Below are 23,455 nucleotides of genomic sequence, written 5' to 3' on the forward strand. Positions count from 1 at the left end.
TTCATTCTCATTCTCCAGGCACGGGCCGGCACTGCAGCGGTCCGATGGTCGGCAGCTCACCCGCCACCGCGCGGTACACGAAACGCACTTCGCAGGCATCCTTGCCGGCGCCGACCAGCACGCGGTTGTTTTCCTTCAATCCCTCGACGAACAGCACCCCATCGTAACCGACCATGGCGTCCTGCGCACCGCCTTCCAGCCGCGCCCGGGTGCCGACTTCGGGCGCCTTGCCGTCCGGCCCCACCAGCATCAGGGTCGCGGCCGCATAGCGTTCGATCTCGAACCGCGCGACCACGCCGGCATACTGGCGCGGCACCACGTCCATATTGCTTTCGCTGACCCGGGTGTCGGGCGGCAGCGACGACGGATCGATCGAGATCCGGTTGGCGGCATAGGGCTGCAGCTCCGGCACCAGCAGCCGGCCATTGCCGTCGGTGCGGCCGATCAGGCGGTTATCCTGCAGCACCGGCAGGTCCGGCGCGCCGGCCGAGACCAGGGCGAAGCCGCGCCCGACCTGGCGCGCCGCGACCACGGCGCCGTCCATCGCCACCAGCGCGCCGCTGAAGTCCATGCTGGTGTTGCGGTTGTTGCCCACGCGCTGGGTCGAGATCGCGGCGCGGCCGTGCGAGCCGAGGTACTGGACCTGGGCCTGGTCGTAGCGCTGCGCGCCTGACGTGCCGGCCTGCAGCGCCCAGCCCAGGCCGCCCTCGAAGTCGGGGGCGCGCGACAGCGACACCGCGCCCACCTTCTCGCCGCGCTGGCGGCCGCCGTTGCTGTTGAACGAGACGCGCGAATCGAAGGCCATGCTGAAGGTGGCGGTGATGCCGCGCTCGGTGCGGCGCTCCAGGTCCTGGAAGGCGCCGACGCTCAGGTAGCCGCGCTGGCCGACGCTGCGCGACCAGCCCAGCGAGACCGTGCGGGTGACGGGCGGCGTGTCTTCCGGCGCGCCGATCGGGCCGAGCGGGTCGGTGACCGGGCCCAGGCCGGTCTGCGTGGGCAAGCGCAGCTGGATCAGGTTGACGCTCAGGCTGTTGCCGCGCCAGCTCGTGCTCAGGCTGGCGCGGTCGGTGGCGCGCGCCACCGGCACGCCTTCGAGCACGCCCAGGTCGCCGTAGCCGGCGCTGGCGCGCACCGACTGCCAGTCGAAGGCGAAGCGCGGCGCCACGTACTGGTAGCCGAGGCTGGCCTGCCAGCCGCGATGGCGGCCGCTGCTCGCGGCCAGGGCGGCGCTGGCGACGCCGGCGCCTTCGATGCGCTTGAGCACTCCGCCGCCGGCCTGCACCAGGCCGCGCCCGGCCTCGGCATGCCCTTCGAGGGTCAGGGTGTCGCTCCAGCCGTGGCGCCAGGACGCGATCGCGGCCGGGCCGCCATAGCTGAACGAATCCACGCCGTAGTCGCGCCGCAGCGCGCCGGCCGAGATGGCGAAATCGGACAGGCCGCGCGCCAGCAGCCGGGTGTCGACATACAGCGGCAAGGTGGTGGCAACCTGGCGTCCGAGGGCGTCGCGCGTGATCACGGTGGCCTGGCCGGCGCCGTTCAGGCCCGCCACCTGGTCGACCACGAAGGGACCGGTCGGCACCTCGGCGCTGAACTGGCGCACGCCGTTCACGTACAGGTCGACGCTGCTGGGCACCACGGCGGAACCAGCCACCGAGGCCACCGGATAGGTGACCAGGTCGGGCCGCAGCTCGAAGTTGCGGCGCCACTCGATGCCGCCCAGGCGCATGGCGCGGGTCCAGGACAGCGACGGCGCGACGATGTCGCCCACCTGCCAGGTCGACAGCTTGTCCTGCGAGGATTGCACCCAGCTGGTGTCGTAGCGGGTGTAGCCGCGACCGGCGCCGCGCACCACCGCAGCGCCGGTGCTGTTGAGTGAACCGTGTTGATCGAAGTAGCGCAGGTCGAGGGTGCCGGCCAGCGAGCGGCCGGTGCTCTGGCCGAACAGGTTGTAGTTGAGCAGCATGCCGCGGCTGGCCTGGGCCTCGCCGGCCGGGCGCGCCGTGTGCGCGCTCAGCACGCGCCGCTCGCGCAGGGTGTCGACCAGGGTCAGGGCCAAGGTCTGGGCGGCCGGGTCGTAGGCCCAGCGCAGGCCCCGCACCTCGTCGAGCAAGAAGTCGCTGCGGCCGGCCACGCCGAAGCGGGCCGGGTCCAGGCCCAGTTCGCGCAGGATGTCGACCGTCATGCGCAAGCTCGCGCCCTGCTGGAACACGGACACGAGCAGGCCCGTGGGCTGGCCGTCGATGCTGGCTTCGAGGAACAGCTCGACCGGCTGCGCGGCAGGAGCGGCGGTAGATGGCGATGCAGAGGGGGCGGATGCGGACACCGCCGCGGTCTGGGCGACGGCGGCGGCGATCGGACTCAGGGCCAGGCCAAGGACCAGCGCGCCCGCCGGCAGGCAAGCCGGTGGCCGCACCCGCCATGGCAGGCGGCCGGTCAGCATCGCGGCACGGGCGTCAGTCCCGCGCGACGGCGGCGCTGGCGGACTGCGGCCGGGTATTCACGGTGGCCTGGATCGCCAGCGGCGCCGGCATGGCGCCGGCCACGTCGGGCGGCAGCTGCCATTCGCGCGCGCGGCCGGGCAGCGCATAGCCCAGCAGGCCCTTGCTCAGTTCGACGGTGCGCTCGCCCACGCGCACGCTGGTGGCGCCGATCTGGGCATGCAGGGCGCCGCTGTTGCGGGCGCGCAGGTGCCAGGCGCCGGCGCGCTGGAAGGTGCTCCATTCAAGGGCCGGCGCGGCCTGGGTGTCGGCCGGCAGCACGAAGGCTGGCACCGAGTACTGGAGGCGGATCGCGACGTTGCTCTGCGGGCTGTCGCCGCGCGGCAGTTCGTCGATCAGGATGCGGTAGGTCTGCTCGGCCCCGCCCGCGGCGGCGCCGGGGCGGCGCACCAGGCGGATGGTCTGGGTGCTGTTGGCGGCGATCTCGATGATCGGCGGGCTGGCCACCAGCTGGGTGGTCGGGGTCAGGGCATCGACGCCGTCGCGCTGGTCCCACGCGTACACGCGCACCTGGCCGTACAAGGGCGTATCGCCATTGTTCTGCAACTGGATGCCGGCCGAGTTCTGTCCCGGCTGGAAGCTGATCGAGACGGGAGAGATCTGCAGGTTGGCGCCCTGCGCCACGGTGCAGCTCAACAGGGCCGCCGCGAAAGCGGCGCAGCGGATACCTCGCATGCAGACTCCGATCAGAAGTAGATGGTCGCAGTAATGGTCGATTTATAGCTGTCCGGGGTCGGCGATTTCTGCACCGGGATTTCGCCGTACACGGTCAGGCTCTGGGCATTGCCGTTGCCGGTGCCGGCCAGGGTGTCGGTGCCCTGGGTATTGCCCCACAGGCCCGAGCCCGGGGCACGGTACAGGTTGACCTTCACGGTGTCGGTGTTCGCGCCGCTACCGTTCAGGAAACGGGAGGTGCCGGACGAGCCGACGCCGGTGCCAGCATCCAGACCGACATTGTAAGGCGTAGTGTTGGTGCATGTCACATTGATGTTCGACTGGCCCGAGATCGCCGCGGTGATGACGCCCGACTGGCCGAAGTCGATGCCGGTGGCGGCGATCGTGCAGTCGGCAACGACGCGCATCGTCACGTCGAAGGTCGCGGTCTTGGTGGCGGCGAAAGCGGCGCTGCCGGTGAAAGGCATGATGGCAGCCAGGACAGCAGCCAATACGCGGTTACGGTTCGAGGTCGTCATCATTTTTTTTCTCCAGTCGTTGAGGGCGCGATCACCATGACGCGCACAGAATTGCTCAACTCGGAAAATATGATACATCGTTTCCGTACGGAATCAAATGCTTTTCATCACTTTTGCTGACTATTTCAATTTTGCTGGTTTTATGCAACAGCGTGGTGAAAATGCTACAAATTGCCTCATTCCGGCGTGGCCCATGAACGCGCATGCGCCACCGCCCGTCCCCAGCGCGCCATCAGTTCGGCGCGGCGGCCGGCTTCCATGCGCGGCGCATAGCGGCGTTCGACCTGCCATTGCGCCTCGATCGCCTCCAGCGATTCCCAATAGCCGCAAGCCAGGCCGGCCAGATAGGCCGCGCCCAGGGCCGTGGTCTCCGTGACGCGCGGGCGCACCACCTCGACGCCGAGCAGGTCGGCCTGGAACTGCATCAGCAAGTCGTTGCGGGCAGCGCCGCCGTCGGCGCGCAGCTCGGTGACGGCGCAGGCGGCGTCCTTCTGCATCGCCGCCAGCAGCTCGGCGCTCTGGTAGGCGATGGCCTCGACCGCGGCGCGCGCGATATGGGCGGCGCCCGTGCCGCGCGTCATGCCGAGGATGGTGCCGCGCGCATACGGATCCCAGTGCGGCGCGCCGAGACCGGCGAAGGCCGGCACCAGCATCACGCCGCCGCTGTCGGGCACGCTGGTGGCGAGGGCCTCGACCTCATGCGACTGGCGGATGATGCCCAGGCCGTCGCGCAGCCATTGCACGGTGGCGCCGCCCATGAAGACGCTGCCCTCGAGCAGGTAGTCGGTGCGGCCCGCTACCGTCCAGCCGACCGTCGCCAGCAGGCGGTTGTGCGAGACCGGCGCGGAATCACCTGCATGCATCAGCATGAAGCAGCCGGTGCCATAGGTATTCTTGACCAGGCCCTTGCGGTGGCAGGCCTGGCCGAAGGTGGCGGCCTGCTGGTCGCCAGCGATGCCGGCGATCGGGATCGCATGGCCAAACCATTCCTCATTGGACAGCCCGACGACGCCGGCGCTGGGGACGACTTCGGGCAGCAGCGCGCGCGGGATGTCGAACAGCGCCAGCAAATCCTCGTCCCAGGCCAGCGTGTGGATATTGAACAGCATCGTGCGCGCGGCATTACTGGTGTCGGTGACGTGGCGGCCGCACAGGCGCCACACCAGCCAGCTGTCGACGGTGCCGAAGGCCAGCTCGCCCCTGTCGGCCCGGCTGCGCGCGCCGGGAACGTGGTCGAGCAGCCATTGCAATTTGGTGGCGGAGAAATAGGCATCGAGTTCGAGGCCCGAACGTTCCTGGATCAACGTAGCCTTGCCCGCCTCGCGCAGGCGATCGCAGGCGCCGGCGGTGCGCCGGTCTTGCCACACGATGGCATTGGCCACCGGTTCGCCGGTCGCGCGGTCCCACAGCAGCGTGGTCTCGCGCTGGTTGGCAATGCCGATCGCGGCAACCTGCGCGGCCTGGACGCCGGCCTGCGCCAGCGCGTCGCGCGCGCAGGCGAGCTGGCTATGCCAGATATCGAGCGGATCGTGCTCGACCCAGCCGGGCTGGGGAAAATATTGGGGGTACTCTCGTTGACAGCTGGCCACCGGCAGGCCGGCGCGGTCGAACAGGATCGCGCGCGAGCTGGTCGTGCCCTGGTCGAGGGCGAGGATGTATTGCGTCAATGGCGTCTCCGGACTCTCAGCCGTGCGGAACGCCAGGGCTCAGCGGTCCGGGACGACCGTCGACAAGGCGCGTGGATCACGCGCCTCTAAAATTATAAGTAAAGCAGGCCGATAGGCCGGATTCTGTGTAACGCCACCTTGCGGTGACGCATGGACAGTCATTCCTCTAGGCGCTGGATTACTCCAGCGCTCAAGCTTCCTACCCGCACGCTCCGCGAGCAACATCAACGCGTGCCTATTTGGAATTGCTCCAGGTGGAGGTTACCGCGTTTCACCGTAACTTAATACGCTCGTCTCTGTGGCCCTATTCCTCGCCTTATACCGCTGGCTTGCGCCAGACGGCTTTCAGCGGACGGCCGTTAACCGTCACCCCGCTCTGTGGAGTCCGGACCTTCCTCCCGTCCACGACCTTGCGGCGTGGACCAGCGACTGCCTGGCCTGCTTCACGGGCGCATTGTACCCGATGCGGGGTCGCGCCGGGCGTCGCGCTGCCATGGCCTTGCCGTTTCTGTAATTTGATGTCGCCATTTCAAAAGCCGTCCCCGGGCCGCTCGCCTAGAATGCCCGGAAAGCCTCTTTGACAAGGATGACGCACCCCATGCCCTCCACTTCCCTGCACCCTTCCCGCACCGGCGGCCAGCTCCTGGTCGATGCGCTCCACGTCCACGGCGTCGACACCGCCTTCGGTGTCCCCGGCGAAAGCTACCTGGACGTGCTCGATGCGCTGCACGACTCGAACATCCGTTTCGTGATCAACCGCCAGGAAGGGGGCGCGGCATTCATGGCCGAGGCCTACGGCAAGATGACCGGCAAGCCGGGCATCTGCTTCGTCACCCGCGGTCCCGGCGCCACCAATGCCTCGATCGGCGTGCACACCGCATTCCAGGATTCCACGCCGATGATCCTGTTCATCGGCCAGGTCGGCAACGACTTCGTCGACCGCGAAGCCTTCCAGGAAATCGACTACCGCCGCATGTATGGCCAGATGGCGAAATGGGTGGCCCAGATCGATCGCGCCGACCGCATCCCCGAATATATGGCGCGCGCCTTCCAGGTTGCCACCAGCGGCCGTCCCGGCCCAGTGGTGCTGGCGCTGCCGGAAGACATGCTGGTCTCGACGGCGGCAGTCGCCGACACCCGCCCCTACCAGCCATCGCACGGCGCACCAATGGGCGAGCAGATCGCCCGCCTGCGCGCCATGCTGCAAGAAGCCCAACGGCCGATCGTGCTGCTGGGCGGCGGCACCTGGAACGCGCAGGCCTGCGCCGACCTGGCCCGCTTCGCCGAATCGAACCACTTGCCGGTGGGCTGCACCTTCCGCTTCCAGGACCTGCTCGACAACGCGCATCCGAACTACGTCGGCGACGTCGGCATCGGCATCAATCCGAAACTGGCCGCGCGCGTCAAAGAGGCCGACCTGGTGATCGCCATCGGCCCGCGCCTGGGCGAGATGACGACCGGCGGCTACACGCTGCTCGATTCGCCGGTGCCGCGCCAGCGCCTGGTCCATATCCACCCGGACCCGGAAGAACTGGGCAGCGTCTATCAGGCCGAACTGATGATCGCCAGCGGCATGCCGCAAGCCTGCGCCATGCTGGCCGCGATGGAGCCAAGCGACGCCACGGCCTGGCAAGACAGCGTGGCCGAGGCCAAGATGGAGCTGGCCGCCTGGCAGGCCCAGCCCGCGTTGCTGAAGGAAGGCGTGCCGCTCGACCTGTGGCAGGTGGTGCAGGACTTGATGGATCAACTGCCGCACGACGCCATCATCACCAACGGCGCCGGCAACTACGCCTCGTGGGCGCATCGCTTCTATCGCTACGGCGGCATGCGCACCCAGCTGGCGCCGACCAATGGCGCGATGGGTTACGCCGTGCCGGCCGGTGTGGCCGCCAAGATCGTGTGGCCGGAGCGCGCCGTGGTGACCTTCGCCGGCGACGGCGAATTCATGATGACGGGCCAGGAACTGGCGACCGCCGTCCAGTATGGCGCCGGCGTCGTGATCCTGGTCTTCAATAACAATATGTTCGGCACTATCCGCATGCACCAGGAACGCAGCTATCCGGGCCGCGTGTCGGGCACCGGCCTGCACAATCCGGACTTCGCCGCCCTGGCGCGCGCCTACGGCGGCCATGGCGAAGTCGTCGACAGGACCGCCGATTTCGCGCCGGCGCTGCAGCGCGCCCTCGAACACGCCGACCAGCACAAGCTGCCGGCCGTGATCGAGCTGCGCTACGACGGCAACCTGATCACCCCGAACGCCACGCTGGACACGATCCGCAAGCAGGCGGAAAGCGCGAGGGCCGGCAGCTGAACACGTGTGTGCAATCGGGCTCTGTATTGCTACTCTGGTAAAATATTCGCTAGTTTTTTCATCGCCGGCCATGCCGGCGTCCGCACGCAGTCCCGCCACCAGACACTATGTTTAGCTTCTTCAAGAGAAAAAAAGCGCCCGACGCATCGGCGCCGGAACCGGTCGTGCCGGCCGCGCCGCCTGCGCCCGCACCCGCCCCCACGCCCGTCCGCGCGCCTGCCCCGGCGCCGATCGCCGCGGCCCCGGTGGTCGCCGAAGCCAGCGTCCTGCACGAAGGCGCCAACCTGTTCCCCGAAACCGCCGAACGCCCGACCACCGAGGCTGAAAAGAAGACCTCGTGGATGACGCGCCTGAAGGCCGGCCTGTCGAAGACCTCGAGCAACCTGTCCCTGCTGTTCGTCGGCGCCCGCATCGACGAAGACCTGTACGAGGAACTCGAGGCCGCGCTGCTGATGTCGGACGCCGGCATGGACGCCACCGAGCACCTGCTGGGCGAGTTGCGGCGCAAGGTCAAGGAAGACAAGCTGCTGGACGCCGCCGCCGTCAAGGCCGCGCTCAAGGAGCTGATGATCGACCTGCTGCTGCCTCTGCAGAAGCCGCTGGAGCTGGGCCGCCACGAACCGCTGGTGATGATGATCTCGGGCGTCAACGGCGCCGGCAAGACCACCACCATCGGCAAGCTGGCCAAGCATATGCAAGGCTTCGACCAGTCGGTGCTGCTGGCCGCCGGCGACACCTTCCGCGCCGCGGCGCGCGAGCAATTGATGGTCTGGGGCCAGCGCAACAACGTCACCGTGATCTCGCAGGCCTCGGGCGACCCGGCCGCCGTCGCGTTTGACGCGGTGCAGTCGGGCAAGGCGCGCGGCACCGACGTCGTGATGGTCGACACCGCCGGCCGCCTGCCGACCCAGCTGCACCTGATGGAAGAACTCAAGAAGATCAAGCGCGTGATCGGCAAGGGCATGGACGGCGCGCCGCACGAGACCCTGCTCGTCATCGACGGCAATACCGGCCAGAACGCGCTGGCGCAAGTGAAGGCCTTCGACGACGCCCTGCAGCTGACCGGCCTCGTCGTGACCAAGCTGGACGGTACCGCCAAGGGCGGCGTGCTGGCGGCGATCGCCCGCACCCGTCCGATCCCCGTGTATTTCATCGGCGTGGGCGAGAAGCTGGAAGACCTGCAGCCATTCAACGCCGAAGAATTCGTCGAAGCGCTGCTCGGCTGACGGAACGGGGACCCATGATCGCATTCCAGTCGGTATCCAAACAGTACACCCACGGCGATGCGCGCGGCGCGTATGCGCTGCACGACGTCTCGCTCGACATCGCCAAGGGCGAGCTGGTCTACCTGGCCGGCCCGTCGGGCGCCGGCAAGTCGACCCTCATGAAGATGGTGGCGGCGGTCGAGCGTCCCAGCAGCGGCAAGGTGATCGTCAACGGCCAGGACATCGGCCGCATCAAGCCGGCCGGGATTCCCTTCCTGCGCCGGAATATCGGCATCATCTTCCAGCAGCAGCGCCTGCTCAATGACCGCAACATCCTGGCCAACACCATGCTGCCACTGCTGGTGACGGGCGCACGCACCGCGGACGCAGCGCAGCGCGCCCGCGCCGCGCTCGACCGGGTCGGCCTGCTCGACCGCGCCAGGGCGATGCCGCTCGAACTGTCGGGCGGCGAACAGCAGCGGGTGGCGGTCGCGCGCGCGATCGTCAACCGGCCGCAGATCATCCTGGCCGACGAACCAACCGCCAATCTCGACCGCGTGGCGGCCGACAAGGTGCTGGACGCGCTGCGCGCCTTCCACGCCGCCGGCGTCACCTGCGTCATTTCGACCCACGACGAGCAAGTGCTGGACAGCGCCGCGCGGGTGATCCGCCTCGAACAAGGCCAACTGGTCGGAGGTGCGGCATGAGCCCGTGGCTGCGCCAGCACCGCTTCGCCCTCGGGGCCGCACTGTCGACGGTGCGCAAGTCGCCCGGCAGCTTCCTGTTCAACGTGCTGGTGGTCGCGCTCGCGCTGACCCTGCCGTTCGCGGGCATCACCCTGCTCGACAATGTACGTCCCCTGTCCGAGCAACTGTCGGTCGATCCCGAGATCAGCCTGTTCATGCGCGACGACGCCAGCCGCGCCGATGCCGAGGCGCTGGCGCCGCGCATCCGCCAGCTCGTCGCACAACAGGGCAAGGGCGAGGCGGAGATCGCCTTCGTGCCACGCGAGCAGGCGCTCGCTTCGCTCAAGGAGCGCAGCGGCCTGGGCGACGTGCTGGAAACCCTGGGCGACAATCCCCTGCCCGACAGCTATGTGATGAAGCTGGGCGGCTTCGCCAGCGCCGGCGCCGCCGGCCAGGTGGACCTGATCACCGAACGCCTGGCCGAACTGCCGGGCGTGGAGACGGTGCAGGTCGATTCGGCCTGGGTCAAGCGCCTGGCCGCGATGCTAGCCATCCTGCGCCTGGCGCTGCTGCTGCTGGCGGCCACCTTGGGCATCGTCGTGATCGCGGTCGTGTTCAACACGATCCGCCTGCAGGTGCTGACCCAGAAAGAAGAAATCTCGGTCTCGCAACTGCTGGGCGCGACCAACGATTTCATCCACCGTCCGTTCTTCTATACCGGCGCCCTGCTCGGCCTGTGCGCTGGCGCGGTGGCGTTGGGCGTGGTGACCCTGGCGCTGCGCCCGCTGAACGGCGCGATCGGGGAATTCGCCCGCCTGTACGGCTCGAATTTCCAGCTGACGGCGCTGGGTGAACTGGAGATTGCCGGCCTGCTGGCGGTCAGCGCCGGGCTGGGACTGGTCGGCGCCCTGCTGTCGGTGCGGCGTCACCTGGCGCGCCAGCGTTGAACGGCGGTCCTACAGAGTTGCAGTGAAAAAATAGTCGAGACGGTATTGAAAACGCAATAAGCATCACCATCTCTGCTGACAGGGCGAGGCGGCCCTCCTGTGTGGCTGCCTGCCCCTCTACTGGACAAGACCACGTCGCTTGACACCGCAATGAATCCTACGGCCTAGCTGCCATCCCCTACGCTTCCACGCGCAAAAGTCCTACAGGCTGCGCCGTGGCTACGTGCGCCATTCAACAGAATACGGGCCTCACCGGCCGTAAGCTGTGTCTAACGTTATTCCAGTCATTCCTGGCTCACTTTTGAGCCGAATCAACTGAACATGCAAGAGCTGCTCTACAGTGGAACCGTCGGCAATTTAATTCCCGAGAGCAATACTTTGAACAATCTTAAGCGCCGGGACCACTTCTAGCACTCTCCCCGGGGGAGTGCTAATATATGGTCCAAGGCAATCGAAATTCAAGTCACGCGTCCAGGTAACAAGCCGTAACATTAGTGCCACAAGGCAATAAGTTATGGCACATTAAGGATGCAGCAAGATTACTACGAGGGAAATGAATATGTCCGCACAATCCGCATTGGTTCCGACCGGCAGTCGTGCTCTGGGACTGGGTTTCACCGGCAATCTGGGCAATATCGACGCCTATATCTCGGCCGTCAACCGCCTGCCGATGCTCACGCACGAAGAAGAGGTTTCGCTGGCGAAGCGGCTGCGCGACGACCATGATCTCGACGCGGCGCAAAAACTGGTGCTGTCGCACCTGCGCCTGGTGGTATCGATCGCGCGCGGCTATCTGGGCTATGGCCTGCCGCACGCCGACCTGATCCAGGAAGGCAATATCGGCCTGATGAAGGCAGTCAAGCGCTTCGACCCGAACCAGGGCGTGCGCCTGGTGTCGTACGCCATGCACTGGATCAAGGCCGAGATGCATGAATACATCCTCAAGAACTGGCGTCTCGTAAAGGTCGCCACGACCAAGGCCCAGCGCAAGCTGTTCTTCAACCTGCGCAGCAACAAGACCGGCCTGGATGCGATGTCGCCGACTCAGGTCGACGACCTGGCCAAGCTGCTGGGCGTCAAGCGCGAAGAAGTGATCGAGATGGAAACCCGTCTGTCGGGCCGCGACATCGCGCTGGAGTCGCCGACCGACGACGAAGACGACAAGTTCTCGCCGATCGCCTACCTGTCGTCGGACCAGCAGGAACCGACCAAGGTGCTCGAGGCCGAGCAGGTCACCCGCCTGCAGTCCGAGGGCCTGGAAACGGCGCTGGGCAAGCTCGACCCGCGTTCGCGCCGCATCATCGAGGCGCGCTGGCTGGCCAACGACGACGGCTCGGGCGCCACGCTGCATACGCTGGCCGAAGAGTTCAGCGTGTCGGCCGAGCGCATCCGCCAGATCGAATCGGCCGCGCTCAAGAAGATGAAAGGCGCGCTGGCGGCTTACGTCTAAGCCACCCAGCTCCAGCCACCGTCGTCCCCGCGCAGGCGGGGACCCAAGGTTGCAAGCGTTCAGTCTACGCATGCAGTACTTGGGTCCCCGCCTCCACGGGGACGACGTTTTTGGGCCAACTGTTTGTTGCCTGCGCCTCAATGCACCGGCATGAAGAACGGCTTGTTCTTGTCCTTGAGCAGGAAGACGAGGAACTTGGCCGGCTTGGTCTTGCTCGCATTGCGCCCCACCGTGTGCAGGTCGCGCGGATTCTCATAGAAGGTCTCGCCTGGCCCCAGCGTGTGCTCCTTCCCGCCCTTCACGCCCATCACGATCGTCCCTTCCAGCACATAGATGAAGCCATGCGCATCGTGGCGGTGGACGGGGTCGCCGCCGCCCGGTGGATAGACGACGGTGATCATCAGGACCTCCTTGCCGGGATGGTCGTCCAGCGCCTTGCTGAACAGCTCGTTGACGACGGGGTCCAGCGCCGCGGCCCAGACGGGCGCCGCCAGCGGCAGGGTCATCAACAGGCCGGCGGCGCCGGCGAATTTTCTCAGGCGTGACATGGTCTCTCCTTCAGTACATGGGTGAATATGGAGCCAGTGTAGGGCGCATGCTGCGGGCGCAACAGGCGTGCGCCGGTCCCCATGCTGCTGCCTCAAACGCAACAATCCGCGCCACGCGCCGTTCGCAAAGCCTTGGCGGGATTCGGCTGTTATTTGTCATTTACGAAAAAGATCACCCACAACTACCATGACGGAAGTCACATGAGCAACTAAGTAGCGCCTGAGAGAAAGCCATGAAGAGCGAACGCTTCGCGATCGGTGAATTCATCCAGCCGTCATCCCCAACGATGCCGGCCGCGCCTGAAATGGATGGGCTGGCCTCGAGCTTTTCCACCACCTATGCCGGCGTGCTCGCCTTCATCGCCGTGGTCCACGAAGGCTCGTTCGCCCGCGCCGCCGAGCGCCTCGGCATCGGCCGCTCCGCCGTCAGCCGCAGCGTGCAGAAACTGGAAACGCAGCTCGATACCCGCCTGTTCCTGCGCACCACGCGCAGCACCTCGCTCACCAGCGAAGGCGAACTGTTCTACGCCAATTGCAAACCGGGGGTCGAGCGGATCGTGCAATCGGTGGAAGAGATGCGCGAGCTGCGCTGCGGCGTGCCGCGCGGCCAGCTGCGCCTGCACGCGGCGAGCGACTTCGGCCGCAAGATCGTGGCGCCGCTGCTGCGCGGCTTCCACGCCGGCTATCCGGACATCCGGCTCGACCTGATCCTCGACGACAGCCCGCTCGACTTCATCGCCGACCGCATCGACGTGTCGTTCCGCAACGGCCGCCTGGACGACAGCCAGCTGGTCGCGCGCCAGCTGATCCCGATGCAGATGCTGGTGTGCGCGTCGCCCGCCTATGCAAGCGCGCATGGCCTGCCGCAGACGATCGACGACGTGGCGCGGCACCGCTGCGTCAACCTGCGCCTGCCCTCGGGCCAGGTATGCGAATGGGAATTCAAGGAAAACGGCCGGCGCCGCACGCTGCTGCCCATGGCGAACCACAGCTTCAACGACGCCGAGCTGGTGCTGCAGGCAGTGCTGGACGGCGCCGGCCTGGCGCAGATGGCCGGCTACCAGGTGTGCGAGCACCTGCGCGCGGGCCGCCTGGTCGCCTGCCTGCCCCAGCACGCGCCGGACGACCGCGGCCACTACATCTGCTACCTGAGCCGGCACCACTTGCCGCTGCGCACCCGGGTCTTCATCGACTACATCACCCCGCGCATCCGCGCGCTCGACCTGCACTGCCTGACCGGCTTGGGCGCCTGATGCCCGGCGCGATTGTTGCGCGACGGGATACACCACAGTGACCGGCGCGGCGCTAGCAGCCGGCGCCGCGCCTTCCTACACTGGCCAAAACCAATACAGGAGACCGCGTTGAAAAAACGGCTGGCGCCCCCGCCCATCACCCTGCTCGACAAATACGTCGGCGACGATTTCCATCCGCTGTACTCGACCACGGTGCGGGTTAGCGGCGGCGAGGCGGCGCACGGACGCGCTTCCGGCATCGCCCGTTCCGACGACGGCAACCTCGAACTGGCCCTGCGCCTGCCGTCCGCGCTGGGCGGTCCCGGCGGCGGCACCAATCCCGAGCAGCTGTTCGCCGCCGGTTTTGCCGCCTGTTTCCATGGCGCGCTCAACCTGCTGGCGACGCGCGCCGGCATCGCCCTCGAGGACGCCACCGTCGACGCCGCGGTCACCTTCGGCCGCGACCCGGTCGACGGCCTGTACACCCTGATGGCCGAGATCCGCATCGACCTGCCGCGGGTGCCGCGCGCGACCGCCGAGGAACTCATCCGCAATACCGAGCGCATCTGCCCCTATGCCAAGATGGCGCGCCAGGGCATCGTGTGCGTGGTGGCGCTGGTGCGCTGAAGGCAGGCCGATGATTGGTGCCTGGCATGCACCAGCGTGCCGCCCCGGATGGGCCTACCGCCGCGTCAGGCACGCTCCTACACTCGATACCGAGGCGAATCGTCGCACACGGCGCCCAGCCGCTCTGGGATCTGAAAGGACATCATGAACATCATCGTCATCGGCGGCACCGGCCTGATCGGCAGCAAACTGGTCGCCATCCTCAAGCAGCGCGGCCACGAGGCCGTGGCCGCCTCCCCGAACACCGGCGTCGACACCATGAGCGGCAAGGGCCTGGACGAAGCGCTTGCCGGCGCCGACATCGTGGTGGACGTGGCCAACTCGCCCTCGTTCGCCGACGACGCGGTGATGGACTTCTTCACCACCTCGGGCCGCAACCTGCTGGGCGCGGCGAAGAAGGCCGGCATCAAGCACCACGTCGCGCTGTCGGTGGTCGGCACCGACCGCCTGGCCGAGAGCGGCTACTTCCGCGGCAAGATCGCGCAAGAGGCGCTGATCCGCGAGTCCGGCCTGCCCTACACCATCGTGCACTCGACCCAGTTCTTCGAGTTCCTGGGCGGGATCGCGGCGTCCGGCACGGAGGGCGATGCAATCCGCCTGTCGCCCGCCAACATCCAGGCCATTTCGTCGGACGACGTGGCGCTGGCCATGGCCGACTACACCCTCGGCGCGCCGCGCAATGGCGTGGTCGAGATCGCCGGCCCCGAGCGCGTGCGCCTGGCCGACCTGGTCCAGCACTACCTGCAAGCCAAGGGAGATCAGCGCAAGGTCGTGGCCGACGACCAGGCGCGCTACTTCGGCGCCCTGCTGCAGGAAGACACGCTGGTGCCGGGTCCCGGTGCGCGCCTGGGCACGGTGAAGGTCGACGACTGGCTCAAGGCGCAGGCGGCACGCTAGGGACTGGCGCCAGCCGCTGGCGGTAGGCGCTCGGAGAGGTGTGCAGATGGCGCTGGAAGGTCTTGCGCATGCGCCCCTCGTCGCTGAATCCGCACAGCTGGGCGATCCCGTCGAGGTGACGTCCGGAATCCTCGAGCAGCCGGCACGCCGTCTCCAGGCGGAAGCGTTCGACCGCCCGGGCCGGCGTCTGGCCGGTCTTGTCCTTGTACACGCGGCTGAAGTTGCGTGGACTCATGCGCATCTGCGCGGCCAGCACCTCGACGCTCAGGTCGGTCCGTTCGAGATTGGCCAGGATCCACATATGCAGCTCGTCGAACAGCGGACCGTCGCCGGCCTGGGCCTGCAGCATCCGGCTGAGCTGGGGCTGCTTGCTGGGGCGCTTGACGAACACCACCAGCTCGCGCGCGACGGCCAGCGCCACCTCGCGGCCGCAATCGGCTTCGACCATCGCCAGCGCCAGGTCGATGCCGGCGGTGACGCCGCCCGAGGTCCAGGTGTCGCCATGCTGGACGAAGATCGCTTCGCGATCCACCTCGACCAGCGGATAGGTGTCGCGCAGCAGGTCATAAGTCAGCCAGTGGGTGGCGGCGCGTTTGCCGTCGAGCAGGCCAGCGGCGGCGAGCACGAAGGCGCCGGTGCACACCGAGGACATGCGGCGCATCTCGCCCGCATGGCGCTGCAGCCAGGCGACCAGCGCCTGCTGTTCGCGCACCGCGGTGACGATGTCCGCCGAGCCGGGCACGACCACGGTATCGACCTCGGTGGGCGCGAAACCGTCCAGCCGCTCGGTCTGCATCGCGACGCCTTCCAGGGTCTGCACCAGGCCGCCGTCGAGGCTGACCGTGTGCCGCACATAGCCCGGCAGGCCGCGCTCTTGCATCACTTTCGACGCGCACCAGAACACGGTCTGCGGCCCGGCGATGTCGAGCATGCACATGCCGGGGAAGCCGACGAACAGGACAAGGCGCGCCTGGCGCGGCGCCGCTGGCGTGAGAGGCAAGTTCATTTGTGCTGGATGGGCGTTACCCGCCGTGGATACGACGAGGTCAGCTATAGTATGGCCGCCCGATCCGGCAGGTCAAGTCGTTACGCCGGCAGCGCCCGGTAGCGGAAGTCGCCCAGCGTGACCGCGCCCTTGCCCGCGCTGTAGATGCCCACTTTCAGGCTCAGGAAGCCGCCGAACACATTGTGGTGGATGCCGGAGACCTCCATCCGCGTGCCGTGCAGGGTCCAGGTCTTGCCGCCGTCGTGGGAATAGCGCCAGGTGACGACGTGATCGTCGTTCGTCATCCGAACCCGCACCGAAGAGGTCTTGCGCTTGCCCCGGGCCCAGCCCTGCTCTTCGGCGTACTGGAAGGTCTTGACCTCGTCGCGCGTGAAACCGATGCCGACGAAGGCTTTTTGGCTGTAGAACAGCAGCAGGCCGGCCTCGGCCTCTCCCTCCAGGGTGAGATCCACCTCTACCTCATAGGCGCGGTCGCCGGCGGAACAAGTCAGCGGGCGGCTGTCGGCCGGCGACTTTCCGCGCCCCGCGATGCGCAGGCCATCCTGCGTGAAGCGTACGCGCGTCATCTCGTCCGGCGCCGGATCGTGGAAACTCCATTGGACACCGAAACGATCGCGCCTGAAATCGTCGGACAGGGCGAAACCGGCTGCACCCTTCCTGCCGCCCTTGGGCATGGGCAGGGGCCTGGACAGGTCGCCGCCCAGCGCGCGGAACCAGCCATCGTCGGTCCACTCCATCGGTTCGAGCAGGGTTTGCCGCCCCAGCGTGCGGTAGCCGTTTTCGTAGCCGTGATAAATCATCCACCAGTCGCCGGCCGGCCCTTCGATCAGCGTCGCATGACCGCGCGACCACCACGGCTCGGCGGTGCTCAGCGAACGCACCAGCGGATTGTGCGGGCAGTGTTCCCATGGCCCGTGGACCGAGGTCGAACGCGCCGCGATCACCATATGGCCGGTGACCGGACCGGCGGTGCCGCCGACCGCCGTCACCAGATAGAACCATTTGCCGCGCCGCAGCAGCTTGGGGCCTTCGGGCGCGAAGTTCTCGACCACCCAGTCGGCCGGATAACGCCACGGTTCATAGGCTTTTTCCAGCTTGCCGTCAGTGGCCAGGCCGTCGTCGGTCAGCCGGATCTTGCGGATGCCGTTGACGAACAGGTAGCGCTTGCCGTCCTCTCCCACCACGTGGCCCGGATCGATGCAGTCCGCGATCTTGAGGTCGACCGGGTCGCTCCACGGCCCCTCGATGCGGTCGGCCCAGATTGCGTAGATCGACCACGGCTTGCCGTCCGGCGCGGCCGGGATATAGATGAAATAGCGGCCGTCGTGCTTGCACAGGTCGACGGCCCATATCGTCCCCAGGGGTTGCTTCAGCGCCGGCGCGACCGGGCGCCAGTTGACCAGGTCGGTCGAGTGCCAGATCACCAGGCCCGGGTAGGAATAGAACGAGGAATACGTCAGGTAGTAATCCTTGCCGTCCTTGAGGACGGTGGGATCGGGATGGTCGCCGGCGAGGATGGGGTTCAGATAGGTGCCGCCGCCCTGGTCGGCCTGGCGCTGGCCTTCGATGCCGCGGCGCCAGGCCTGGCCGCCAGCCTGGCAGTCGGTCGATGATGCCGCCGCCGCGGGCAGCGCCGGCAGGCTGGCGCCGGCCAGCAGGATCTTGAAGGCGTCGCGACGCGAAGGGTTCGTCATGTCCTGGTCTTTCTCGTGGTAGACCGGACAGGATAGGAAATCGCCCGTGCCGACGCCAGCGGTAGCCGACTTTTCCCCATGTAAATGCGGAAAGTTGTACGAATCTTGTAGCAAGTGGCAGGGCAACCCGCCCTTTTCGCGGCCTCTCCAACGGATTTTTCTTCCTTTGGCTAGAATGAATTCTTTGTCACGGCAAGTTCAAGGAGAGCACATGGCTGACCAAGCATCCTACGTCCCACCGAAAGTCTGGACCCCACCCGCCTCGTCGGGAGGCGCCTTCGCCAGCATCAACCGCCCGGTCGCAGGCCCGACCCACGACAAGGAACTCCCGGTCGGCAAGCATCCGCTGCAGCTGTATTCGCTGGCCACGCCGAACGGCGTGAAGGTGACGATCCTGCTGGAAGAACTGCTGGCGGCCGGCCACAGCGGCGCGGAATACGATGCCTGGCTCATCCGCATCAACGAAGGCATGCAGTTCTCGAGCGGTTTCGTCGAGGCCAATCCGAATTCGAAGATTCCGGCCCTGGTCGACCGCAGTGGCGCCGAACCGGTGCGTGTGTTCGAATCCGGCTCGATCCTGGTCTACCTGGCCGAAAAATTCGGCGCCTTCCTGCCCAAGGACGGCGTGGCCCGTGCAGAGACCATGAACTGGCTGTTCTGGCAGATGGGTTCGGCTCCTTTTGTCGGCGGCGGTTTCGGTCACTTCTATGCCTATGCGCCGGAAAAGCTGCAGTACCCGATCGACCGCTATGCGATGGAAGCCAAGCGCCAGCTCGACGTGCTCGACCGCCACCTGGCCGACAAGCGCTTCGTTGCGGGCGAGGAATACACGATCGCCGACATGGCGATCTGGCCCTGGTATGGCGGCCTGGTGCTGGGCCAGTTGTACGATGCGGCGGAATTCCTGTCGGTGCACGAATACAAGCACGTGAAACGCTGGGCCGACGAGATCGCCGCGCGGCCCGCCGTCATCCGCGGACGCAAGGTCAACCGTTCATTCGGCCCGGAGGCCGACCAGGTGCACGAGCGGCACGCCGCGGCCGACCTCGACTGAGCGACTTACCGGAATTCGACGCGCGCGACCACCGGATGGTGGTCCGACGGAAAGCGTCCGTGGAGCGAATCGCTCAGGGCCGCGTATTTGAGCACCTCGAAATGCGTGTCGACGTAGACGTAGTCGATGCGATCGAGCATGGGCGCGTCGAAGCGGAAGCCGTGGTAGGTGCCCACCGGGCCGTACGGCGGCGTCTGGCTCACCTGGAAGGCGTCGCGCATGGCTTTCGCCATCACCTGCATCTGCGGCGTATCGGGCGTCGAATTAAAGTCGCCCACGCAGATCGCCGCTTCGCCGCGGCTGATTTCCGCGATCTTGCGCAGCAGCAGGTCAGCCGAGGCACGGCGCGCGACGACGCCCTCGTGGTCGAAGTGCGCCGAAAAGACGTAGAACACGCGGCCATTGCCGCGCTCGCGCAGCTTGGCCCATGACACGATGCGGTTGCAGCAGGTGGCGTCCCAGCCGAGCGATGGGCGCTCGGGCGTTTCGCTGAGCCAGAAGTCGCCCTTGTCCAGCAGCGCGAAGCGGCTCTTGCGATAGAAGATGGCCGAATGCTCGCCGGCCTGCTTGCCATCGTCGCGGCCGACGCCGACGTGGTCGAATTCTTCCATCTGCGCCAGGTCCGCGACCTGGCCGGCGAGTCCCTCCTGCGTGCCGACGATGTCGAACTCATGATGGCGGATCAGCGCCTTGACCAGCTCCTTGCGCGCCGGCCAGGCATTGGGGCCATCCTGGGGATTGTTGTAGCGCAGGTTGAAGCTGGCGACGTTCATCGGGGCGGCGGCGGCGCTGCCGAACAGGACGGCGAGCGCGGTGAAAAGTGACAAGACGATCTTCATGGTCCAGGGGCGGGAAAGTGGATACCGTGACAAGTTAAGCACAAGCTGCCTGCACCATTGCGCCAACCGGCCCGAAAGAGGCGCAGTTTAGGCGCTTTACTAAACTACGCTACCGCGGCATCGAGCAGATAGCGCCGCTGCATCATCGCCGCCATCTCGTCCGCCGGCACCGGGCGCGCAATGTAATAGCCCTGCACCTCGTTGCAATCGAGGTGGCGCAATATCGCCAGCTGCTCCGCGGTCTCGACGCCCTCGGCGACCACCGACATGCCCAGCGCGTGCGCCATCGACACGATGGCCTGGAAGAACACCTTGCCCTCTTTCGAGTTGGCCAGCTCGGTGGTGAAGGCGCGGTCGACCTTCAGCACGTCCATCTTCAATCGCTGCAGCTGCGACAGCGACGAGTAGCCGGTGCCGAAATCGTCCACATGCAGCTTCACGCCCAGTGCACGCAGGGCCGCCAGTTCGGCCAGGATGTCGTCCTGGTCGCCCATCATCGCCGACTCGGTGATCTCGACCTCGATCAGGCTGGCCGGCACCCGGTGCCTCACCAGCGCCGCGCTCAGCTGGCGCTGCACGCCGCCGCGCAGGAATTGCTTGGGCGAGACGTTGATCGAGACCGGCACCAGCGCCACGCCGGCCTCGCGCCAGGCGGCCAGCTGGGCGCAGGCCTTGTCGATCACGGTCTCGCCGATGCGCACGATCAGCCCGGTGGCTTCGGCCAGCGGGATGAATTCGCCCGGCGCCACCATGCCCAGGGTCGGATGGCGCCAGCGCACCAGCGCTTCCATGCTCAGCAATTCTCCGCTGCGGGCATCCACGCGCGGCTGGTAGTGCAGCACGAACTGGTCGGCCTCCAGCGCTTCGAGCATGTTCTGCTTCAGGCGCGCACGCGAATTGAGGGTCGACGACAGCGAGGGATCGAAGAAACGATACTGCCCCTTGCCTTCGTTCTTGCCGACGTACATGGCGATGTCGCTGTGCTTGACCAGGGTCTCGGCATCCAGCCCGTCGCGCGGGTACATGCTGATGCCGATCGAAGAACCCACGGCGTGCAGCTCGTCGCCGATCAGGAACGGCACGCCGAAGGCTTCCACGATGCGCGAAGCCACCGAAGCGGCCTGGCGCTCGCCGTCGCAGGGCGACAGCAAGACCACGAATTCATCGCCACCGAAGCGCGCCACCTGATCGCTCGGCCGCAGCAGGGACAGCAGGCGGCCGGCGGCGGCCTTGAGCAGCTGGTCGCCGGTGGCGTGGCCGTGGGTGTCGTTCACATACTTGAATTCGTCGAGGTCGATGAACAGCAGCGCGGCGTGGGTGTTTGCGCCCTGGGCCCCGGCCAGCATGGCCGGCATGCACTCCAAAAAGGCGTGGCGGGTGGCCAGGCCGGTCAGCGTATCTTCGTTGGCCAGGCGCTCGAGCTGGTCTTCGTGGGCCTTGCGCTCGCTGATGTCCTGCAGGGTCACCGCCAGGCCGTTGCCGACCCGTACCAGGCGCCGGCGGCCCCAGCTGATGTTGAGCCGGTTATCGCTCGGCATCTTGCGGTCGTCCTCATAAAAGCCGCTGTCCATCGCCTTGCGGTAGGTCGACAGCAGTTCTTCGCCGAACAGGCCGCTGTCGATCTCGGTCAGGCTTTTCCCGACCAGCGCGTCGCGCGTCACGCCGTAGAAGAAGGCGCCGCGCTCGTTGCAGTCGACGATGCGGAAATCCGTGATCTGGCCGTCGCGCGCGCGCACCGCCGAGGCCATGTAGAAGCCATCGTTGCCGCTCTCGGTGGCGGTGCGGTAGGCGCGCCGCACTTCGTCCTGTTCCTTGTCGCGCGCCACGGCGCGCCGCGCCAGCACCGCCCCGACCGCGCCCAGCAGCAGCAGGCACAGGGTGGCGACGATGGCGCGGTCGCGGCTTTCGATCCAGTAGCCGTTGTTGGCCGCCAGCGCATCGTGCTGCGGCAAGCCGACCAGGGCCACCAGCGGATACACGGTCGACTGGCGCCAGCCCAGCACGCGCAACTGGCCATCGGCAAAGCCGTCGACGCCCTCGACCAGGCGCACGCCCTGCTCGCCCGACCAGACGGCGCCGCGGCGCGGCAGCGCGACCGCGTCCACGAACGATGCGCCGTTGCTGCGCTGCTCGACCCGCAAGCGCCCTTCGCTACCGGCCAGCGCCACGATGCCGCCGGCGCCGATGGTGGCCGGGCTGACGAAGGACGTGAAGTAGCGGGCGTCGATCGCCATCAGCACCAGGCCGTCGAATTCCTCCTCCCGGGTTTCGAGGCGGCGCGTAAACAGCACCACGTCGTCGGCGCTGCCGAACTGGGTCGGCGCGGTGCCGACCCGCAGGGCGGTCGAATTATTGTCGCGGTGGTGGTTGAAATAGGCGCCCGAGGCCAGGTCGGCGCCGATCAGGCCGGCGCGCGTGCTGGAGCGCACGATGCCGCCGCGGTCGAGCACCGCCACCACGTGGAAGGCGCTGTCGGTGAACATGCCGTCGCGCCGCATCTCGTCGAGCAGGCCCGCCTGGCGCGAATTCTCCCAGCTGAACTTCAGCTGCATCGTGATCTGGTCCATCTGCGCCACCGAGCGCGTGATGTACTGCTCGTAGGCTTCGGCGTAGGCCGCCACGTCCTTGCGCGCCTGGGTGGCCACGCCCTCCTGCTCGGCTTCCACCCGCAGCAGGGTCGCTGCCCACAGCGCGGCGCACAACAGCACGGCCAACAGCGGCCACAGCAGGACCAGGAAGCGGTTGCTGCGTGCCGGATCCAGATAGGGGGCGAGGCCGGGAGGTTTGCTCATTGCGGACAATCAGGACTAGTTGCCGCAAGTCTAGATAGCAAACATGTCAGCGTTGTGACATGCGTAATTTTTCCTGAGGCCCGCTACGGCGGGCCCCAGCGCCGTTCAGGTCGGCGACAGCATGTAGCCGGCGCCGCGCACGGTCTTGATCAGCGACTTGGCCCGTCCCAGCGCCTTGCGCAGGCGCAGCACGTGCACGTCCACCGTACGCTGGTCGAGCGAGGCGTGGGCTTCCCACAGCTGTTCCAGCAGCTGGCTGCGCGAAAACACCTGGCCCGGATGGCACAGCAAAAAGCGCAGCAGCCGGTATTCGGCATGCCTGACCTCGACCTTGTGGTTGCCCACCCGCACGCTGCAGCTGAGCGGATCGAGCACCAGGCGGCCCGAGCGCAACAGGCGCGATTCAGGCGACAGTTCGCGCACCTGGTCGGCCGGCGCCTGGGGAATGAATTCGGGATGGGGGATGGGCGCCGGGAGGCTGGCGGGACGCTCGCCTTCGGCGCATTGCGCCGCCAGCAGGATCACCGGCTGCTCGCGCAGGCGGCGGTCGCCGCGCAGGCGCGCCAGCAGGCGCATGCCCCCTTCGTTGCGCAGCATCGATTCCTGCAGCAATAGTTCCGGGCGCTCGCGCCCGATGAAGTCCCAGGCTTGCGCCAGGCTCGGCACGTCATGCCAGACCCACTCGTCCTCGTGCAGCGAGAACTTGAGCAGCTCGGCAATGGCCGGCTTGTCGTCGATCACCAGGACGATCGTGTTCGCCGTTGTCATGGGATGCCCAAAAAGAGGAACTACATTGGTGCGGTCAGCGG

At 67.1% G+C, this 23,455-nt stretch carries 19 protein-coding genes and 1 other RNA gene; 9 read left to right on the plus strand and 11 right to left on the minus strand.

The features are described 5' to 3' along the window. Positions 1–7: 7 nt before the first annotated feature. The 5 genes from SOM28_RS12265 to rnpB all read right to left on the minus strand — a co-directional run bounded on the left by SOM28_RS12265 (position 8) and on the right by rnpB (position 5,803). A complete protein-coding gene (locus SOM28_RS12265; RefSeq protein WP_320468279.1) occupies positions 8–2,440 on the minus strand; it encodes a fimbria/pilus outer membrane usher protein in 2,433 nt (810 codons plus the stop codon). A 13-nt stretch (positions 2,441–2,453) separates the two neighbouring features. Next, positions 2,454–3,173 (minus strand): fimbrial biogenesis chaperone, encoded by a 720-nt coding sequence (locus SOM28_RS12270; protein WP_320468280.1) that lies wholly within the window; start codon positions 3,171–3,173, stop codon positions 2,454–2,456. A gap of 11 nt (positions 3,174–3,184) precedes the next feature. Next, positions 3,185–3,694, minus strand: a complete 510-nt coding sequence (locus tag SOM28_RS12275) for a Csu type fimbrial protein (RefSeq protein ID WP_123069408.1) — start codon at positions 3,692–3,694, stop codon at positions 3,185–3,187. Between the two features lie 173 nt (positions 3,695–3,867). After that, a complete protein-coding gene (gene glpK / locus SOM28_RS12280) occupies positions 3,868–5,358 on the minus strand; it encodes a glycerol kinase GlpK (protein WP_320468281.1) in 1,491 nt (496 codons plus the stop codon). Positions 5,359–5,454: 96 nt separating this feature from the next. Then, positions 5,455–5,803: RNase P RNA component class A (gene rnpB / locus SOM28_RS12285), an RNA gene on the minus strand. A gap of 153 nt (positions 5,804–5,956) precedes the next feature. On the opposite strand from rnpB, the gene SOM28_RS12290 reads away from it, so the two are divergent. From SOM28_RS12290 to rpoH, 5 genes are all read left to right on the plus strand, one after another. Then, positions 5,957–7,669 carry a thiamine pyrophosphate-binding protein gene (locus SOM28_RS12290; RefSeq protein ID WP_320468282.1) on the plus strand — a complete coding sequence of 571 codons (1,713 nt, stop codon included), beginning with the start codon at positions 5,957–5,959 and terminating at the stop codon, positions 7,667–7,669. A gap of 107 nt (positions 7,670–7,776) precedes the next feature. Then, complete coding sequence (gene ftsY / locus SOM28_RS12295) at positions 7,777–8,895, plus strand: signal recognition particle-docking protein FtsY (protein WP_123069411.1); 1,119 nt, start codon at positions 7,777–7,779, stop codon at positions 8,893–8,895. Between the two features lie 14 nt (positions 8,896–8,909). Then, positions 8,910–9,581: a cell division ATP-binding protein FtsE gene (locus SOM28_RS12300; RefSeq protein ID WP_109344952.1), complete on the plus strand. Its 672-nt coding sequence runs from the start codon at positions 8,910–8,912 to the stop codon at positions 9,579–9,581. Continuing rightward, entirely contained in the window at positions 9,578–10,507 is a 930-nt protein-coding gene (ftsX, locus tag SOM28_RS12305; protein ID WP_123069412.1) for a permease-like cell division protein FtsX, read from the plus strand. The genes SOM28_RS12300 and ftsX overlap by 4 nt, the downstream gene beginning before the upstream one ends. Positions 10,508–11,066: 559 nt before the next feature. Then, positions 11,067–11,957 (plus strand): RNA polymerase sigma factor RpoH, encoded by an 891-nt coding sequence (gene rpoH / locus SOM28_RS12310; RefSeq protein WP_147933710.1) that lies wholly within the window; start codon positions 11,067–11,069, stop codon positions 11,955–11,957. 137 nt (positions 11,958–12,094) lie between these two features. On the opposite strand, the gene SOM28_RS12315 is transcribed toward rpoH, so the two are convergent. Next, on the minus strand, positions 12,095–12,505 hold the full coding sequence (locus tag SOM28_RS12315; protein WP_123070104.1) for a cupin domain-containing protein: 411 nt from the start codon (positions 12,503–12,505) through the stop codon (positions 12,095–12,097). A gap of 287 nt (positions 12,506–12,792) precedes the next feature. Between SOM28_RS12315 and SOM28_RS12320 the strand changes: the two genes are divergently transcribed. From SOM28_RS12320 to SOM28_RS12330, 3 genes are all read left to right on the plus strand, one after another. Beyond that, positions 12,793–13,758: a LysR family transcriptional regulator gene (locus SOM28_RS12320; RefSeq protein ID WP_320468401.1), complete on the plus strand. Its 966-nt coding sequence runs from the start codon at positions 12,793–12,795 to the stop codon at positions 13,756–13,758. 108 nt (positions 13,759–13,866) lie between these two features. After that, complete coding sequence (locus SOM28_RS12325) at positions 13,867–14,364, plus strand: Ohr family peroxiredoxin (RefSeq protein ID WP_147933708.1); 498 nt, start codon at positions 13,867–13,869, stop codon at positions 14,362–14,364. A 144-nt stretch (positions 14,365–14,508) separates the two neighbouring features. Beyond that, on the plus strand, positions 14,509–15,261 hold the full coding sequence (locus SOM28_RS12330) for an SDR family oxidoreductase (protein ID WP_320468283.1): 753 nt from the start codon (positions 14,509–14,511) through the stop codon (positions 15,259–15,261). On the opposite strand, the gene SOM28_RS12335 is transcribed toward SOM28_RS12330, so the two are convergent. Beyond that, positions 15,239–16,267 carry a GlxA family transcriptional regulator gene (locus tag SOM28_RS12335; RefSeq protein ID WP_320468284.1) on the minus strand — a complete coding sequence of 343 codons (1,029 nt, stop codon included), beginning with the start codon at positions 16,265–16,267 and terminating at the stop codon, positions 15,239–15,241. The genes SOM28_RS12330 and SOM28_RS12335 overlap by 23 nt on opposite strands. Positions 16,268–16,347: 80 nt before the next feature. After that, positions 16,348–17,961 (minus strand): family 43 glycosylhydrolase, encoded by a 1,614-nt coding sequence (locus SOM28_RS12340; protein ID WP_320468285.1) that lies wholly within the window; start codon positions 17,959–17,961, stop codon positions 16,348–16,350. A 211-nt stretch (positions 17,962–18,172) separates the two neighbouring features. On the opposite strand from SOM28_RS12340, the gene yghU reads away from it, so the two are divergent. Further along, positions 18,173–19,015, plus strand: a complete 843-nt coding sequence (yghU, locus tag SOM28_RS12345) for a glutathione-dependent disulfide-bond oxidoreductase (RefSeq protein ID WP_123070110.1) — start codon at positions 18,173–18,175, stop codon at positions 19,013–19,015. Between the two features lie 5 nt (positions 19,016–19,020). On the opposite strand, the gene SOM28_RS12350 is transcribed toward yghU, so the two are convergent. The 3 genes from SOM28_RS12350 to SOM28_RS12360 all read right to left on the minus strand — a co-directional run bounded on the left by SOM28_RS12350 (position 19,021) and on the right by SOM28_RS12360 (position 23,414). Beyond that, complete coding sequence (locus SOM28_RS12350) at positions 19,021–19,842, minus strand: endonuclease/exonuclease/phosphatase family protein (RefSeq protein ID WP_320468286.1); 822 nt, start codon at positions 19,840–19,842, stop codon at positions 19,021–19,023. A 116-nt stretch (positions 19,843–19,958) separates the two neighbouring features. Then, complete coding sequence (locus tag SOM28_RS12355) at positions 19,959–22,646, minus strand: bifunctional diguanylate cyclase/phosphodiesterase (RefSeq protein WP_320468287.1); 2,688 nt, start codon at positions 22,644–22,646, stop codon at positions 19,959–19,961. Between the two features lie 105 nt (positions 22,647–22,751). Beyond that, on the minus strand, positions 22,752–23,414 hold the full coding sequence (locus SOM28_RS12360; protein WP_320468288.1) for a winged helix-turn-helix transcriptional regulator: 663 nt from the start codon (positions 23,412–23,414) through the stop codon (positions 22,752–22,754). Between the last annotated feature and the right edge of the window lie 41 nt (positions 23,415–23,455).

The sequence above is a fragment of the Massilia sp. CFBP9026 genome (assembly GCF_034045165.1).
GTDB lineage: Bacteria > Pseudomonadota > Gammaproteobacteria > Burkholderiales > Burkholderiaceae_D > Telluria > Telluria arenae.